Source organism: Arthrobacter nitrophenolicus, from assembly GCF_000332815.1.
In the GTDB taxonomy this organism is placed as follows: Bacteria; Actinomycetota; Actinomycetes; order Actinomycetales; family Micrococcaceae; genus Arthrobacter; species Arthrobacter nitrophenolicus.
Map to the genome: position 1 here is coordinate 32,872 of NZ_AOFD01000022.1, position 14,502 is coordinate 47,373.

Sequence of the window (14,502 nt, forward strand, 5' to 3'; positions counted from 1 at the left end):
TGCCCTGTCCGGGGCGCCGGGACCGTGCTAGCTTTGCGCATTATGCAAGCTTTGGATGGCACGGACACCCGGCTGTTATCGGCCCTCGCGGAGGACCCGCGGAAAACGGTGGTGGCGCTCGCCCAGCAGCTTGGCCTCTCCCGGAACACCGTGCAGGCGAGGCTGGCGCAGCTGGAGAAGAAACACGTCTTCCTGTCCTTCGAACGGCGTATCAATCCCGCCTCGCTGGGATACCCGCTGATGGCCTTCATCTCCGTTCACGTCCAGCAGCAGAAGCTCACCCGGCTGGCAGGGCAGCTGGCGGAAATCCCCGAGATCCTGGAAGGCTATGGACTCACCGGCTCAGCAGACCTGCTGCTGCGCGTCGTGGCAGTGGACGCCGAGGACCTCTTCCGGATCAACGGCAAGATCCTGGCCTGTGACGGTGTGGAGCGGGCTGACACTGCCCTTGCGATGGGTGAGCTCATCCCGTTCCGGGTGCAGCCGCTGCTGGAACGGGGGTCCGCGCGCGGTTAAGGCAGCTGCCGCCGGGAGGGTTGCTTCGCGCCACAAGTGAGCAGGCGTCTGCCGAAAGTACGCCATAAGTGAGCGGGCATTACGACGGCGAACGCGGGCCGGCAAGGGGGCCTGCGCGCCAGGGTTATAGGCTTGTCCCAGAAATCCGCCGGGGACCGGAACCGGACCTCTGCATCGCAGCACCACTTTTGGAAAGGCTCCACCTTGAGCAGTCCCCAGGAACCGTACCAGCCGGGCCATCCCGGCCCGGGCCAGCAGCAGCTCCCCCAGCAGCCGGGCCAGTACGCGGCGGCGGGCCCGTTTGGCCTTCCCGGCGAGGAACCGCCGGCACGGAGGCGGCCCAGGCTGTGGGTCGTCTTGACGGCCATTGGCGGCGTCCTGCTCCTGGTGGGCCTGGGCATCGTCATCCTGGTCAACGTGGCGGGCAGCGCCACGAACCAGGCCAAAGGCCTTGCGGACGGCTTCACCAGGCTGGTCATCGCCGGGGACAGCTCCAAGGCCTACGATGACTACCTTGACCCCGCGCTGCAGGAGCAGCTGTCCAAGGAGTCCTTCATTTCCGGCATCGCCAGCCTCAACATGGACGACACCTGCGAGCCGGAGTACAACGACCTCCAGGTGGCCACGGAGAACGGCGTGAAGTCTGCCGATATCGTGGGCCTGATCACGTGCGAGGGCAGGAACGTTGACCTGGCGTACCGGTTCGAGGGCACGGACGAGCTGAAGATGACCAACATCAAGCTCAGGCCGGCAGCCTGACCAGGGAATCCGCATTAGGAAGTTTGCTGATCTTTTACCCATCCGCACTTCCGGGTGGTCCGAATCGCTTCCGAGGGTCCCGGCCGGGGACCCGCAGTCCGGCGGGGAACACCTCCCCCGCCCTACCGGAAGGATTCGGGCCATGCGCACTTCACCCAACCGCCTCGTCGCCACCGTCTTCGGAGCCGTCTACCTGCTGGTGGGCCTCCTCGGCTTCGCCGTCACGTCCGGCGTCGGCTTCGCCGCCACCGAGGGCGCCAACCTCATCATTTTTGAAGTCAACCCACTGCACAACGTCATCCACCTCGCCATCGGCGCGGCGCTCCTTTTCGCCGGGCTGAGGGGCACCGCGATCGCCCGTTCCGTCAACGCCACCGTCGGCGCCGTCTACCTGCTGGTGGGCGTGCTTGGGCTGTTCCTGCTGAACTCCCCGCTGAACATCATCGCCCTGAACGGCGCCGACAACGTGCTGCACCTTGCCAGCGCCGTGCTGCTGCTGGGCGTGGGCCTCTCGCTGGACAAGTCCCCGGCAACCGCCCGGGCCTAGTCATCATGAACCGGACCGCACCCGCCCGGACGCTGGAGCCGGGGGCAGCGCCGGAAGCCGCTGAGGGCCCGGTACCCGCCGCCGTCCGGCTCTTCGCCGGTTTCGCGGGCTTCGGTGCCGGCACCGTCAACCTGGCCATTTCCTCAAGCCTCTTCGCCGGGACAGTGGGAGCCGCAGGGCCGGGGCAGCTCGCCGCGGGCGGACTCGCCGGGCTCTGGGGCGCCGGCCTGCTGGCGGCCGCTGTAATCCACCTGGCCCGGGGGACCTTCCCGGACAACCGGGCGGCCCGGGCCACCCTCCTGGCGGCCGCCGCTGTCCATGCCGCCGCCGCGCTCTTCAGCGCACCGGCCGCGGCGGGGCTCAACCTGAGCCATCTGGCTGCCCTGCTGCTCACGCTGATGATCATCGCGGCGCTGGCGTGGCTGCGCCGGCACGGGAGCCAGGCGTCCGCAGCCGGGACGTCCGGCGCACATCCCGGCCGGCTGCTGCTGGCGGCCTTCGCCGGCGCGGTCCTGGTGGCAGGCATCGCGACGCCGGGTCTCGCCGCCTCGACGGCAGGCCAGTTCGCAGTGCCGCACGGCGAACACGGACCCACTCCCCCGCCCGGCGGACACCACCAGCGGTGAAAAAGCTCCGTGCCAGTGATTCGGCACGGAGGCTTTTCCGTTGCGGGGCGGCCGCGGGTTCAGCGCAACCGCGGGCGGATGGTCAGTGGTCGACGGCTTTCTCGGCGCCTACTCCCGTGAGGGACCGGACTTCCATCTCCGCCTGCTTGGCGGTGTCCTCGCGCTTCTTGTCCAGCACCGTGCCGAGCCAGCCCAGGAAGAAGGCCAGCGGGATGGAGACGATGCCGGGGTTGCTCAGCGGGAAGAAGGCAAAGTTCACGTCCTTGATCATGGACGTTGCGCCGCCGGAGACCACCGGGGAGAAGATGATCAGCACGATGGCCGCGCCGAGGCCGCCGTACATGCTCCAGATGGCACCCTGCGTGGTGAACTTCCGCCAGAACAGCGAGTAGATGATGGTGGGCAGGTTGGCGGATGCCGCGACGGCGAACGCGAGGGCCACCAGGAAGGCCACGTTCTGCCCGTTGGCGAGGATGCCGCCCAGGATGGCCAGGACGCCGATGACCACCACGGTCCGGCGGGCAACCTTCACCTCCGTGTCGGCGTCGGCCTTGCCCTTGGCAATGACGCTGGCGTAGATGTCATGGGCGAAGGATGCAGCGGCGGTGATGGTCAGGCCCGCCACCACGGCCAGGATGGTTGCGAAGGCCACAGCCGAGATGAAGCCCAGCAGCAGCGGCCCGCCCAGGAAGAACGCCAGCAGCGGTGCTGCCGAATTGACGCCGCCCGGGGCGCTCTTGATGGTCTCGGCACCAACCAGTGCTGCTGCACCGTAGCCGAGCACCAGGGTGAAGAGGTAGAAGAGGCCGATCAGCCAGATGGACCACACCACGGACTTGCGGGCTTCCTTGGCGGTCGGGACCGTGTAGAAGCGCATCAGGACGTGGGGCAGGGCGGCCGTGCCCAGGACCAGGGCCAGGCCCAGGGACATGAAGTCCAGCTTGGACGTTTCGGTCTTGCCGTACTGCAGGCCGGGGTTCAGGACTGCCGGGTTGTTGGCGGTTTCCACCGCGGCGCCGAGCAGGCTGGAAAGGTTGAAGCCGTAGATGGCCAGGACCCAGAGCGTCATGACGGCCGCGCCGGCGATCAGCAGGATTGCTTTGATGATCTGGACCCAGGTGGTGCCTTTCATGCCGCCGATCAGCACATACATGATCATGAGGCGCCGACGACGATGATCACCAGGGCCTGTCCGCCCCAGTCGCTGATGCCCAGCAGCAGGGAAATGAGGCTGCCGGCGCCGGCCATTTGGGCGAGGAGGTAGAAGAAGCAGACGGCGAGGGTGGAGATGGCGGCCGCGATCCGGACGGGCCGCTGCTTGAGCCGGAAGGACAGCACGTCCGCCATGGTGAACTTGCCCGTGTTGCGGAGCAGTTCAGCCACCAGGAGCAGTGCCACCAGCCAGGCCACCAGGAAGCCGATGGAGTACATGAAGCCGTCGTATCCGTTGATGGCGATGGCGCCCGTGATTCCCAGGAACGACGCCGCGGAGAGGTAGTCGCCGGCGATGGCCGTGCCGTTCTGGGAGCCGGTGAAGGAACGTCCGGCCGCGTAGTAGTCGGCAGCGGTTTTGTTGTTGCGGCTGGCACGGAACACGATCACCATGGTGACGGCGACGAAGAGTCCGAAGATGCCCATGTTGAGCAGCGTGGTGTCCTTGAGGGCGGCGACGTCCACCGCCGCGGCAATGGTGATCATTTGCTGGCTCCTCCCACCCGGTTGCCGTGCTTGTCGAATTCGTGCCCTTCAATCTCGTCCCGGATCTCCGAGGCAATGGGGTCCAGGCGCTTGTTGGAGTAGCTGACGTACCACCCGGTGATGGCGAAGGTGGAGACGAACTGCAGCAGGCCCAGGATCAGGCCGATGTTGATGTTGCCCCAGACCTTCGTGGACATGAATCCCACGGCGTAGTCGGCGAGCAGGACGTAGGCGAAGTACCACAGCAGGAAGGCCACTGCCATGGGGAAGACAAAGCTGCGGTGACGCCTGCGCAGTTCCTGGAACTGGCCGGTCGACTGGACCTGTTCAAAGTCCACGGACGCCGCTGCGTCCGGAGTATGGGCATCGTTACCCATGATTCCTCCTCGTTGAGACTTGCCGGGACACACCGGCCGGCGGCCCTGGTCAGGGACACCATTGGTGTGACTCCAATCACTGTGCGGCGTGCCCGCGGCAGGTTTCCAGTGGAACCGCCGCCGTGGTCGCTCAGCGGTCGGGATGCTGCGGCAAGCGGCACCCGCCGCTACGCTGGGCTCCATGCCGGACTCCCCCCTCCTGACCGCCGCAGCCGTGGCCGTCATCGCCATGGCCATTGCCGTCGTCGTCGGCGTGGGACTCAAAGTGCTCCGGTCCTTCCGTGACCTGGGCACGGACGCCGAACGGGCCACCTACCATACGCTGCACGCGGCGTCCCAGGCGGGCCAGCACCTGCGGCGCGGCCTGAATCCGGCCGGCGCGGCGAAAGCCAGCCGGCAGCTGCGCACCCTGCTGGGCTCGGAAGCACTGGCCATCACGGACACGTCCGGAGTCCTGGCCTGGGACGGCGCCGGCGATGACCTGAAGCCCCGGCTGATGGACCTTGCGGCCCCCGTCCTGGCGGGCGGCCGGACCGCCGTGCTTCCGGCCGGTGCGGAAGGTACCGGCGGCAGCCTTGCGGCCGTGATCGCGCCCGTACGGGCAGACTCCCGCGTGGTGGGCGCCGTCGCGGCGTTCGCGCCGTCGGCCGGCGCCGGACTGGTGCGGGCCACCGGCGAGGTGGCGGACTGGGTGGCTGTCCAGGTGGAGCTGGCGGAGCTGGACGCGTCCCGGACGCTGCTGATGGAAGCCGAGGTGCGCGCCCTGCGGGCCCAGATCAGCCCGCACTTCATCTACAACTCCCTCAACGCCATCGCCTCCTTCATCAACACAGACCCCCAGCGCGCGCGGAACTGGTGGTCGAGTTCGCGGACTTCACGCGCTATTCGTTCCGCCGGCACGGGGACTTCACCACGCTCGCCGAGGAACTGCGCTGCATCGACCGCTACCTGCTGCTGGAGCGGGCCCGGTTCGGCGAGCGGGTGCAGGTCAGCCTGCGGGTGGCGCCCGAGGTGCTGAGCACGGTGATCCCCTTCCTGAGCCTGCAGCCCCTGGTGGAGAATGCCGTGCGGCACGGCCTGGAAGCCAAGGAGGGGCCGGGGCACATCAGCATCACCGCGGAAGACGCCGGAGCGTTCGCCGAGGTGACCATCGAGGACGACGGCGTGGGCATGGACCCCGCGCAGCTCCAGTCAATGCTCGCCGGGCACACCGACGGCGAACACGTGGGGCTGCGGAACGTCGACGCCCGGCTGCGCCAGGTCTACGGCAACGACCACGGCCTGGTCATCGAAACAGCCCCCGGCGAAGGCACCCTGATCACCATGCGGGTGCCCAAGTCCCAGCCCGGCCATGATGCCTGATCCGGCGCCCGCCGCCGGAAAGCTACCCTAGGAAGATGATTAACGTCCTCGTCGTTGATGATGAGCTGCCCGCCTTGGAAGAACTCGCGTTCCTGCTGGGCAGGGACGGCCGGATCGGCAAAATCCTCCGCGCGACATCCGGGACCGAAGCCCTCCGGGCCCTGTCCACCGGGTCAGTGGACGCCGTCTTCCTGGACATCCACATGCCGGCGGTCTCCGGGCTGGACATCGCCCGCGCCATTTCCAGGAGCAGCAACCCGCCGGCGGTGGTGTTTGTCACCGCTGACGAGGAACATGCCCTCGCGGCCTTCGAACTCGCCGCAGTCGACTATCTCCTCAAGCCCATCCGGGCGGAGCGCCTGGCCCGTTCGGTGGGCCGGATCGCAGAGCTGCGCGACGGCGGCGGCTCGCCGGAGATGATCACCGTGGACCAGGGCGGATCCACCAAAATGATCAGGCGCGACGACGTCACGTACGTGCAGGCGCAGGGAGACTACGCCCGGCTCCACACAGCCGACGCCAGCTACCTCATCCGGGTTCCGCTGGCCGATCTTGAGCAGCAGTGGGCGGAAGCCGGTTTCATCCGCACGCACCGTTCCTACCTGGTATCGCTCAAGCACGTCGCCTCCATGAAGCTCGCGGCCGACGGTCCCTGCGTCATGGTGGCAGGTGCCAGCCTTCCCATCAGCAGGCGCCACCTGCCCCTGGTGCGGGAAAAGCTGGAGGCCACCCGGATCAGGCCCAGCGCATGACCAGGGTCCGCGTGACAGCTCCCGCCACCGCCGCCCGGGCCACCCAGGAGAGCCGCGAAGCCGCCCTGGAATCGGACGTTGGCCAGGTCTTCGTCCGGTCCCTGATCAGGTCGCAGCTGCGGCTGGCGCTGGTGGTGGCCTTCGGCTTCCTGCTGATCCTTGCCGCATTTCCGCTGCTCCTGGCAACAGTTCCGGGCCTGGCCGAAGCCCGCATCGCGGGCATCCCGTTCGCCTGGCTCCTGCTGGGGGCCGGCATCTACCCGGTGATCGGGCTCAGTGCGTGGCTGTACATCCGGACGGCCGCCCGCAACGAGGCCCGCTACCGGGACCTGGCCGGTGACCAGTGAGCGCGGTCATCGTGCCGGCGGGCGGGGACAGGTGACGCGGCAGTGAACCCCGGCGTGGCAATCACCGCACTGGCCGTGGTTTCCGTGGCCACAGCTGTGATCGGCTTCTACGGCCTGCGGATTTCCCGCACCACGGGGGACTTCTATGTGGCGTCGCGGACGGTGCGCCCTTGGTGGAACGCCTCGGCCATCGGCGGCGAATACCTGTCCGCAGCGAGTTTCCTTGGTGTGGCCGGCCTCATCCTGCTGTCCGGCACCGACGCGTTGTGGTTTCCGGTGGGATACACGGCGGGGTACCTGATGCTGCTGCTGTTCGTCGCGGCGCCGCTGCGGCGCTCCGGCGCGTATACGATCCCCGATTTCACCGAGGCCAGGCTGGACTCCCGGGCCGTCCGGAAGGTCACCAGCCTGGTGGTGGTGCTTGTGGGCTGGCTGTACATCGTCCCGCAGCTGCAGGGCGCCGCCCTGACCATCCGGATCACCACCGGCCTGCCGTCGTGGGTTGGCTCCGTGGCCGTGGTGGTGGTCGTCTGCCTCACCGTGGTGGCGGGCGGAATGCGGTCCATCACCTTCGTCCAGGCTTTCCAGTACTGGCTGAAGCTGACAGCCCTGGCGGTGCCCGTGCTGTTCATCGTGTTCATGCTGGCCGGCAGCGGCACCCCCGAACTGTCGCCGCCGGCTGTGAATCCCACCGGTGCGCCTCCCGCCGGGCTCTACCAGGGTGTGTCCCTGATGGTGGCGCTGCTGTTCGGCACGCTGGGGCTGCCGCACGTGCTGGTCCGGTTCTACACCAACCCGGACGGGCAGTCCGCACGGCGGACCACCCTGATCGTCCTGGGGCTGCTGTCCGTCTTCTACCTGTTTCCCACCGCCTGCGGCCTGGTGGCGCGGATGTTCGCCCCGGACCTGGCACGTTCCGGCCAGGCCGACGCAGTGGTGCTCCTGCTCCCGGGGAAACTGGTGGGCGGGACGGCCGGCGAGCTGCTCTCGGCGCTGGTGGTGGCAGGCGCGTTCGCCGCGTTCCTGTCCACCACATCGGGCCTGGTGGTCTCCCTCGCCGGCGTCATCAGCCAGGACGTCCTGGGCGCCGGCGTCAACGGATTCCGGCTCGCGGCGGTGGTGTCCGCCGTCGTGCCGCTGGGATTTGCCTTTCTGACCGATTCCTTCACCCTCGCCGGCAGCGTCGGCCTGGTCTTCGCCTTTACCGCCTCCACCGTGTGTCCCGTCCTGCTCCTGGGGATCTGGTGGCGGGGCCTGACCGACGCCGGTGCCATCGCCGGGATGGTGACCGGCGGGCTCCTGTGCGGCGGGGCCATGATCACCAGCGCGGTGGCAGGGGCCGGGAATACCCCGGGATGGCTGGCGCAGCCGGCGGCGTGGAGCGTTCCCGCAGCCTTCGCCGTGATGGTGGTGGTTTCACTCGCCACGGCCGGGCGGGTGCCGCAGACCATGGCACGGGTCATGACCCGCCTCCACACCCCGGAGCGGCCGCTGGCCACGGAACGCTGATGGGTGGACAATGACGCCATGTCCACCGACGGCGGAAGTCCGTTAGGCCGGCAGGAGCCGGTGCCTCCGGCTGTGCGGGCGCAACTGCTCGCCACTGAGCACTGGGGGCTGCTGGCATCCCGCAGCACCACCCAGAGCGAGGTGCTGACCCGGATCAGCATGTTCCTCACCTTTACCTCGGCCAGCATCGTCAGTGTGGCCCTCGTGGGCCAGGCCACCAGGTTTTCGGAGGCGTTCGTCCTGCTGGCCGTGGTTGTCCTCTTCATTGACGTGGCGATGGGCCTGCTCACCCAGGTGCGGGTGATGAACGTCGGCAACGAAGACCTCATGTACGTGACCGCGATGAACAGGCTGCGGGCTGCCTACGTTGACCTCGACCCCGGCGTGGCGCCGTACCTCCTGGCGGCACACCACGACGACGAGGCAGGCTCGGCGCGCACGTACTTCTTCTTCGGAAACCGCAGTGCGCTCAGCCACGTGGCCGGGAGCAGCATGATCTTCATGACCACCGCCAACGCGGCCCTGATCGCCATCCTGTCCGGCCTGCTGCTTACGTTGTTCGGGGCGGGGATGACCGCGGCGATCATCGTGGGAGCAGTGTGTGGCGTCGCGTTCGTGGCTGCCTGGTCCGTCTACGGCTACCGCAGCTACGCCGGAATCTGGCGCAGGTTCGCGCCGCTGTCCCCCACCCCGCCGGGCGAAAGCTGAGCCCTGGTGGCCCGGCCGGTCAGTCGATGGCGGCCATCAGTTCCACAACGCGGTCCAGGAACGCATCCACCTGGGCTTCCTCGTAGCCTTCGCGGCCGACGGCGGGCCGGAATACCGCGCGGCGGACACTGTCCACGCTCAGCGGCTTGTCCTGCTCCAGGTACGCCACGAGTTCCCGGCAAAGGCGGTCCACGTCTGCAGTGTTGTAGCTGCGCGCCTTCTTTTTGGCGGGGCGCCGGAAACGCTCGCCGTCGGGCCGGTGCAGCCGCCCGCGGAGGATTCCGGAGAGGTTCCCGATCTCCCGCAGCCAGGCTTCCTCGCCCTGGGCTGCAATCAGTTCGTCCCGTTCCCGCCGGGCGAAGGCGTCCTCGAGCCGGTCCAGGGCAGCATCCACCACGGCGGCCGAGTAGCCGCCCTTGACCGGGTCAAAGGAGACGGCGCGGACGTCGGCGCTGTTGACCGGATGGGTTGCGGCTTCGGGGGTTTCCAGGGATACCCGCGCGCGCTGCAGGAACTGGTCCACCTGCCGGGCGTTGTATCCGTACTCGCCGCGCTGCACGCGCTCAAAGGACCCGGGGATCTGCCGATGAATGTCCAATGCCACTGTGATTCCTTCAATGCTCTTCGGCCGGAGCGCCGCTGCACCAGTTTAGGGGTGCCGGCCCGGCCGGGGTGTGTGTCAGGCTCCGGCGACCAGTCCGTAGAGGACAAAGACCACCGGCGATGCAAACACGATGGAGTCGAGCCTGTCCATGACTCCACCATGGCCGGGCAGGATGCTGCTCATGTCCTTGACGCCCAGTTCGCGCTTGACCATGGATTCGGCGAGGTCGCCGGCGGTGGATGCGGCCACGGTACCGACCGCCAGCACCACCCCCACCCACCAGGGCTTGTCGAGGATGAACAGGCAGGCCAGGATGCCGATGAGCATGGCGCCGCCCACGGAGCCGGCGAACCCCTCCCAGGACTTCTTCGGGCTGATCTTGGGCGCCATGGGATGCTTTCCCAGGGATGCGCCCACGAGGTAGCCGAAGGTGTCGTTGGACACGACCAGCAGGAGCATCACCGCAATCTGCCAGGCGCCTTCGGGAATGGTCCCCCCGGGCCAGAGCCCCAGCGGGGAGGCCCCGCCGGTGGCGTGCAGCGGCAGTGCGGCAAAGCTGATGAAGAACGGGACCCAGCCCAGGGTGAAGACGCCGGCGAAAATACTGTTGGCCGAGCCTGCGGCGCTTTCGATGGACCGCCACAGGAGCACGGCCACGGAACTGAGCAGCATGCCGAACAACAGGCTTTCGATGCCGCCGAAGTAGGCCACGAACGGCATGGCCACCGTGCCGGTCATCACCGGGACGATGGGCATCCTTGTTCCGTTGGCTTCAAGCGCCCGGTAGATTTCCCAGACGCCGAAGACGGCGAAGGCCGTGGTGACGGCAACGAAGGCGAGCGGGAGGAACAGCAGTCCGCCCAGCACCGCAAAGAGCATGGCAAGGCCCACCACGACGGCGGCCGGCAGGTTGCGGCCGGCCTTCGGCGTCGGATTGCTCCTGGGCTGCTTCCCCCGTGTGCGTGCCCGTGGTGCGGGGGCCTGATCTGCCTGGCCCATCAGACTTCGAGCAGCTCTGCTTCCTTGCGCTTCAGCAGCTCGTCGATGCCATCCACGTGGGCCTTGGTGATGCTGTCCAGTTCCTTCTCGGCGCGGGTGCCCTCGTCCTCGCCGGCCTCGCCGTCCTTGACCAGCCGGTCCAGGGTTTCCTTGGCCTTGCGGCGGATGTTGCGGATGGAGATCTTTGCGTCTTCGCCCTTGGTCTTGACGATCTTGACGTATTCCTTGCGGCGTTCCTTGGTCAGTTCCGGAATGGTGATCCGGATGACGTTGCCGTCGTTGGACGGGTTGGCGCCGACCTCGGAGTCGCTCAGCGCGCGTTCGATATCGCGCATCGCGGTCTTGTCGAACGGGGTGATCAGGATGGTCCGTGCATCCGGGATGGCGAACGAGGCCAGCTGCTGCAGCGGCGTGGGGGAACCGTAGTAGTCCACCAGGACCTTGTTGTAGAGGCCCGGGTTGGCCCGGCCGGTGCGGACAGCGGCGAAGTCTTCCTTGGCCACTTCTACAGCCTTGTCCATCTTCTCTTCGGCTTCGAGCAAGGTTTCTTCTATCACGGTCTCTCCTGACGGTTTTGGTGCAGTCCGGGGCGCCGGCTCCGTGCACGTGGTTCTCGGTTGCTGTTTCCGTCCCCCGCCCGGAAAGGCAGGGGGCGGAACTGTCCTGAAAACATCCTAGCCGCAGCTAGGCAGTGACCAGCGTGCCCAGCTTTTCGCCGAGGATGGCACGGGTGACGTTGCCTTCACCTTCCATGCCGAAGACCACCATGGAGAGGTTGTTGTCCTTGCACATGGTCATGGCCGTCTGGTCCATGACGCGGATGTCGCGGCGGAGCGCATCGTCGTAGCTGAGGGTTTCGAGCCGCTCGGCAGAAGGGTCCTTCTTGGGGTCGGCCGTGTAGACGGCGTCCACTCCGCTCTTGGCCATCAGGACGACGTCGGCGTGCACTTCGAGCGCGCGCTGCGCAGCCACGGTATCGGTGGAGAAGTAGGGCAGGCCGGCTCCGGCGCCGAAGATCACCACGCGGCCCTTTTCCATGTGCCGGATGGCGCGGCGGGGAATGTAGGCCTCGGCTACCTGGCCCATGGTGATGGCGCTCTGGACGCGCGTCTCAACGCCGGCCTGCTCGAGGAAATCCTGGAGCGCCAGGCAGTTCATGACGGTTCCCAGCATGCCCATGTAGTCGGCGCGGGAGCGGTCCATGCCGCTCTGGGACAGCTCTGCGCCGCGGAAGAAGTTGCCGCCGCCAACCACGATGGCCACTTCAACCTCGGGGACGGCCGCCGCGATTTGCTTGGCGACGTCGCGGACGGTTTCCGGGTCGACGCCCAGTTTCCCGCCGCCGAAGACCTCGCCGGAAAGCTTCAGGAGGACCCGGCGCCTGCTTTTCTCTGGCTGGATTACAGTGTTGACGGCTTCCATGATGCCTTCCCGTTGATGACTCTGAAAAAAGGTTATCCTGCCGGCACCAAAGGCCGGTACCGGCGGCGTTTCGCACAGATTGCGTGCATGCAAAAGGGGCGGCCACCGAAGTGGCCACCCCCTTGCAGTTTCGACTAGGAGCCGACGCGGAAACGCGTGAACGCGGTTCCCTTGACACCGGCCTCTTCGAGGACCTGTGCCACGGACTTCTTGGCGTCCTTCGCGAATGCCTGGTCAACCAGGACCTCGCCCTTGTAGAAGCCGGTCACGCGGCCTTCCACGATCTTGGTGAGGGCGGCTTCGGGCTTGCCCTCGGCCTTGGCGGTCTCTTCGGCGATGCGGCGCTCGGACTCGACCAGGTCGGACGGGACGTCCTCGCGGGTCAGGTAGTTCGGGGCCATTGCGGCAATGTGCACGGCAACGTCGTGGGCAGCGGTGGCAGCGGCTTCGCCTTCACCGTCGACTGCGAACAGCACGCCAACCTGGGCGGGCAGGTCCTTGGAGGTCTTGTGCAGGTAAGCGTCGACCGTTGCACCCTCAACGCGGGAGATGCGGCGGACAACAACCTTCTCGCCCAGGACGGCGCCTTCTTCGACAACGACCTCGGACAGCGGCTTGCCGTCGACCTCGGTAGCGAGCAGGGTCTCCAGGTCGGCAGCGCCGGACTCGACGGCAACGGCCAGGACCTTGTCAGCCAGCTGGATGAACTTGTCAGCCTTGGCAACGAAGTCGGTCTCGCAGTTGACCTCGATCATGACGCCGACGCCGTTGCTGACCTTGGCAGCGACGAGGCCTTCGGCGGTGGAGCGGCCTTCACGCTTGGTGGCGCCCTTGAGGCCCTTGATGCGGATGATTTCGATGGCCTTCTCGGCGTCGCCGTTGGCTTCGTCAAGAGCCTTCTTGACGTCCATCATGCCGGCGCCGGTGCGCTCGCGCAGGGCCTTGATGTCCGCGGCAGTGTAGTTCGCCATGTGAACCCCTCTGTCTAGAAATTTGGTGTGGTGTACGGACCGACAGGACGGCTGCCCATTTTCATGGGCGGCCATCCTGTCAGCAGCTCCGGCTGCAGGCAGCGCGGAGAATCCGGATTTAGTTGTCTTACTTGGCGTCGTCGGCGGGAGCCTCGGCAGCAGCCGGAGCTTCAGCTTCTTCGGCCGCGGCAGGGGCAGCAGCCTCTTCGGCCTTGCTGCCTTCGAGGAGCTCGCGCTCCCACTCGGCCAGCGGCTCTTCCGGAGCTTCGGCAGCACCCGAGCCGCGGTTGTTGCGGGCGATCAGGCCCTCGGCAACAGCGTCGGCAACAACGCGGGTCAGGAGGTTCACGGAGCGGATGGCGTCGTCGTTGCCCGGGATCGGGAAGTCGACTTCGTCCGGATCGCAGTTGGTGTCCAGGATGGCCACAACCGGGATGTTCAGCTTCTTGGCCTCGTCAACGGCGAGGTGTTCCTTCTTGGTGTCCACGACCCAGAGCAGGGACGGTGCCTTGGTCAGGTTGCGGATACCGCCGAGGTTGGACTCGAGCTTGGTGAGCTCGCGCTTGAGGAGCAGCAGCTCCTTCTTGGTGTACGCGGAACCGGCGACGTCGTCGAAGTCGATCTCTTCGAGTTCCTTCATGCGCTGGATGCGCTTGGCGACGGTCTGGAAGTTGGTCAGCATACCGCCGAGCCAGCGCTGGTTGACGTAGGGCTGGCCAACGCGGGTTGCCTGCTCGGCAATTGCTTCCTGGGCCTGCTTCTTGGTGCCGACGAAGAGCACGGTGCCGCCGTGGGCAACAGTGGCCTTGACGAACTCGTAGGCGCGGTCGATGTAGGACAGCGACTGCTGCAGGTCGATGATGTAGATGCCGTTGCGCTCGGTGAAGATGAAGCGCTTCATCTTCGGGTTCCAACGGCGGGTCTGGTGTCCAAAGTGGACGCCGCTGTCAAGCAGCTGGCGCATGGTTACGACGGGCATGCCGACGCTCCTTCCGGCAGGTCATTCATGAGAGAGCCCTCAGGCTTCTTACCCTGCCAATAGTTGACGGTTGATTTAGCGTGGCCCGGTTCGGGCCGTGCTCCTGGCATCCATCACGCTTCCCATCCGCGCCGGAGGGCACGGACCGCAGGAGGCATGATCCGCCAAAGGCTGGGCCGGGGCTTTCACCTTGTGGAGGGCTGGATGCGCGTAGTCAGCTGCCGCTCCCCCACACTCCTGAATGGGGCGTGCCGACGCAATCCGGACAGGCAAATGCACCGCAGGGGTGATCCACTGGTACGGGAAGCGTTGAGGGCGCAGCAAAC

The 14,502-nt window shown here is 67.0% G+C and carries 16 protein-coding genes and 2 pseudogenes; 10 read left to right on the plus strand and 8 right to left on the minus strand.

Annotated features, from left to right (window positions below; genetic code table 11):
• The first annotated feature begins 42 nt into the window (after nucleotides 1-42).
• The 4 genes from G205_RS09860 (at nucleotide 43) to G205_RS09875 (ending at nucleotide 2,448) form a co-directional block, all read left to right on the plus strand.
• A complete protein-coding gene (locus G205_RS09860; RefSeq protein ID WP_035752667.1) occupies nucleotides 43-516 on the plus strand; it encodes an Lrp/AsnC family transcriptional regulator in 474 nt (157 codons plus the stop codon).
• Between the two features lie 204 nt (nucleotides 517-720).
• On the plus strand, nucleotides 721-1,275 hold the full coding sequence (locus G205_RS09865; RefSeq protein WP_152419561.1) for a hypothetical protein: 555 nt from the start codon (nucleotides 721-723) through the stop codon (nucleotides 1,273-1,275).
• Between the two features lie 142 nt (nucleotides 1,276-1,417).
• The gene (locus G205_RS09870; RefSeq protein WP_009357875.1) at nucleotides 1,418-1,822 is read left to right on the plus strand and encodes a DUF4383 domain-containing protein; all 405 of its coding nucleotides are present in this window, start codon (nucleotides 1,418-1,420) and stop codon (nucleotides 1,820-1,822) included.
• 5 nt (nucleotides 1,823-1,827) lie between these two features.
• Nucleotides 1,828-2,448, plus strand: a complete 621-nt coding sequence (locus G205_RS09875; RefSeq protein WP_009357876.1) for a hypothetical protein — start codon at nucleotides 1,828-1,830, stop codon at nucleotides 2,446-2,448.
• A gap of 82 nt (nucleotides 2,449-2,530) precedes the next feature.
• On the opposite strand, the pseudogene G205_RS09880 reads toward G205_RS09875, so the two are convergent.
• Both G205_RS09880 and G205_RS09885 read right to left on the minus strand, forming a co-directional pair.
• Nucleotides 2,531-4,146: pseudogene (locus tag G205_RS09880) on the minus strand (solute symporter family protein).
• A complete protein-coding gene (locus G205_RS09885; protein ID WP_009357877.1) occupies nucleotides 4,143-4,523 on the minus strand; it encodes a DUF485 domain-containing protein in 381 nt (126 codons plus the stop codon). The pseudogene G205_RS09880 and the gene G205_RS09885 overlap by 4 nt, the downstream one beginning before the upstream one ends.
• A gap of 742 nt (nucleotides 4,524-5,265) precedes the next feature.
• Between G205_RS09885 and G205_RS24010 the strand changes: the two are divergent.
• From G205_RS24010 to G205_RS09910, 6 genes and pseudogenes are all read left to right on the plus strand, one after another.
• Nucleotides 5,266-5,444, plus strand: a pseudogene (locus tag G205_RS24010) (histidine kinase); the annotation flags it as partial.
• A gap of 60 nt (nucleotides 5,445-5,504) precedes the next feature.
• Entirely contained in the window at nucleotides 5,505-5,885 is a 381-nt protein-coding gene (locus G205_RS24015; protein WP_420874308.1) for a sensor histidine kinase, read from the plus strand.
• Nucleotides 5,886-5,920: 35 nt separating this feature from the next.
• Complete coding sequence (locus tag G205_RS09895) at nucleotides 5,921-6,637, plus strand: LytR/AlgR family response regulator transcription factor (protein WP_009357878.1); 717 nt, start codon at nucleotides 5,921-5,923, stop codon at nucleotides 6,635-6,637.
• Complete coding sequence (locus G205_RS09900; RefSeq protein ID WP_009357879.1) at nucleotides 6,634-6,984, plus strand: DUF485 domain-containing protein; 351 nt, start codon at nucleotides 6,634-6,636, stop codon at nucleotides 6,982-6,984. Before G205_RS09895 ends, G205_RS09900 begins: the two co-directional genes overlap by 4 nt.
• A 42-nt stretch (nucleotides 6,985-7,026) precedes the next feature.
• Entirely contained in the window at nucleotides 7,027-8,493 is a 1,467-nt protein-coding gene (locus G205_RS09905; protein WP_009357880.1) for a sodium/solute symporter, read from the plus strand.
• A gap of 18 nt (nucleotides 8,494-8,511) precedes the next feature.
• Nucleotides 8,512-9,201 (plus strand): hypothetical protein, encoded by a 690-nt coding sequence (locus G205_RS09910; RefSeq protein ID WP_035752671.1) that lies wholly within the window; start codon nucleotides 8,512-8,514, stop codon nucleotides 9,199-9,201.
• Nucleotides 9,202-9,220: 19 nt separating this feature from the next.
• Here G205_RS09910 and G205_RS09915 read toward each other — a convergent pair whose 3' ends face one another.
• From G205_RS09915 to rpsB, 6 genes are all read right to left on the minus strand, one after another.
• Nucleotides 9,221-9,805 carry a DivIVA domain-containing protein gene (locus tag G205_RS09915; RefSeq protein WP_035752651.1) on the minus strand — a complete coding sequence of 195 codons (585 nt, stop codon included), beginning with the start codon at nucleotides 9,803-9,805 and terminating at the stop codon, nucleotides 9,221-9,223.
• 75 nt (nucleotides 9,806-9,880) lie between these two features.
• The gene (locus G205_RS09920) at nucleotides 9,881-10,804 is read right to left on the minus strand and encodes a phosphatidate cytidylyltransferase (RefSeq protein ID WP_009357883.1); all 924 of its coding nucleotides are present in this window, start codon (nucleotides 10,802-10,804) and stop codon (nucleotides 9,881-9,883) included.
• On the minus strand, nucleotides 10,804-11,361 hold the full coding sequence (gene frr, locus G205_RS09925; protein WP_009357884.1) for a ribosome recycling factor: 558 nt from the start codon (nucleotides 11,359-11,361) through the stop codon (nucleotides 10,804-10,806). Before frr ends, G205_RS09920 begins: the two co-directional genes overlap by 1 nt.
• A 127-nt stretch (nucleotides 11,362-11,488) precedes the next feature.
• Entirely contained in the window at nucleotides 11,489-12,226 is a 738-nt protein-coding gene (gene pyrH / locus G205_RS09930) for a UMP kinase (protein ID WP_009357885.1), read from the minus strand.
• Nucleotides 12,227-12,360: 134 nt separating this feature from the next.
• Nucleotides 12,361-13,197 carry a translation elongation factor Ts gene (tsf, locus tag G205_RS09935; protein ID WP_009357886.1) on the minus strand — a complete coding sequence of 279 codons (837 nt, stop codon included), beginning with the start codon at nucleotides 13,195-13,197 and terminating at the stop codon, nucleotides 12,361-12,363.
• A 127-nt stretch (nucleotides 13,198-13,324) separates the two neighbouring features.
• Entirely contained in the window at nucleotides 13,325-14,176 is an 852-nt protein-coding gene (rpsB, locus tag G205_RS09940; RefSeq protein WP_009357887.1) for a 30S ribosomal protein S2, read from the minus strand.
• Nucleotides 14,177-14,502 lie beyond the last annotated feature (326 nt).

Excerpts from the sequence above, each read along its gene's own strand:
- G205_RS09860 (WP_035752667.1), top strand. The coding sequence starts at position 43 with ATGCAAGCTTTGGATGGCACGGACACCCGGCTGTTATCGGCCCTCGCG.
- G205_RS09870 (WP_009357875.1), top strand. The coding sequence starts at position 1,418 with ATGCGCACTTCACCCAACCGCCTCGTCGCCACCGTCTTCGGAGCCGTC.
- G205_RS09875 (WP_009357876.1), top strand. The coding sequence starts at position 1,828 with ATGAACCGGACCGCACCCGCCCGGACGCTGGAGCCGGGGGCAGCGCCG.
- G205_RS09885 (WP_009357877.1), bottom strand. The coding sequence starts at position 4,523 with ATGGGTAACGATGCCCATACTCCGGACGCAGCGGCGTCCGTGGACTTT.
- G205_RS09895 (WP_009357878.1), top strand. The coding sequence starts at position 5,921 with ATGATTAACGTCCTCGTCGTTGATGATGAGCTGCCCGCCTTGGAAGAA.
- G205_RS09900 (WP_009357879.1), top strand. The coding sequence starts at position 6,634 with ATGACCAGGGTCCGCGTGACAGCTCCCGCCACCGCCGCCCGGGCCACC.
- G205_RS09910 (WP_035752671.1), top strand. The coding sequence starts at position 8,512 with ATGTCCACCGACGGCGGAAGTCCGTTAGGCCGGCAGGAGCCGGTGCCT.
- G205_RS09920 (WP_009357883.1), bottom strand. The coding sequence starts at position 10,804 with ATGGGCCAGGCAGATCAGGCCCCCGCACCACGGGCACGCACACGGGGG.
- pyrH (WP_009357885.1), bottom strand. The coding sequence starts at position 12,226 with ATGGAAGCCGTCAACACTGTAATCCAGCCAGAGAAAAGCAGGCGCCGG.
- tsf (WP_009357886.1), bottom strand. The coding sequence starts at position 13,197 with ATGGCGAACTACACTGCCGCGGACATCAAGGCCCTGCGCGAGCGCACC.
- rpsB (WP_009357887.1), bottom strand. The coding sequence starts at position 14,176 with ATGCCCGTCGTAACCATGCGCCAGCTGCTTGACAGCGGCGTCCACTTT.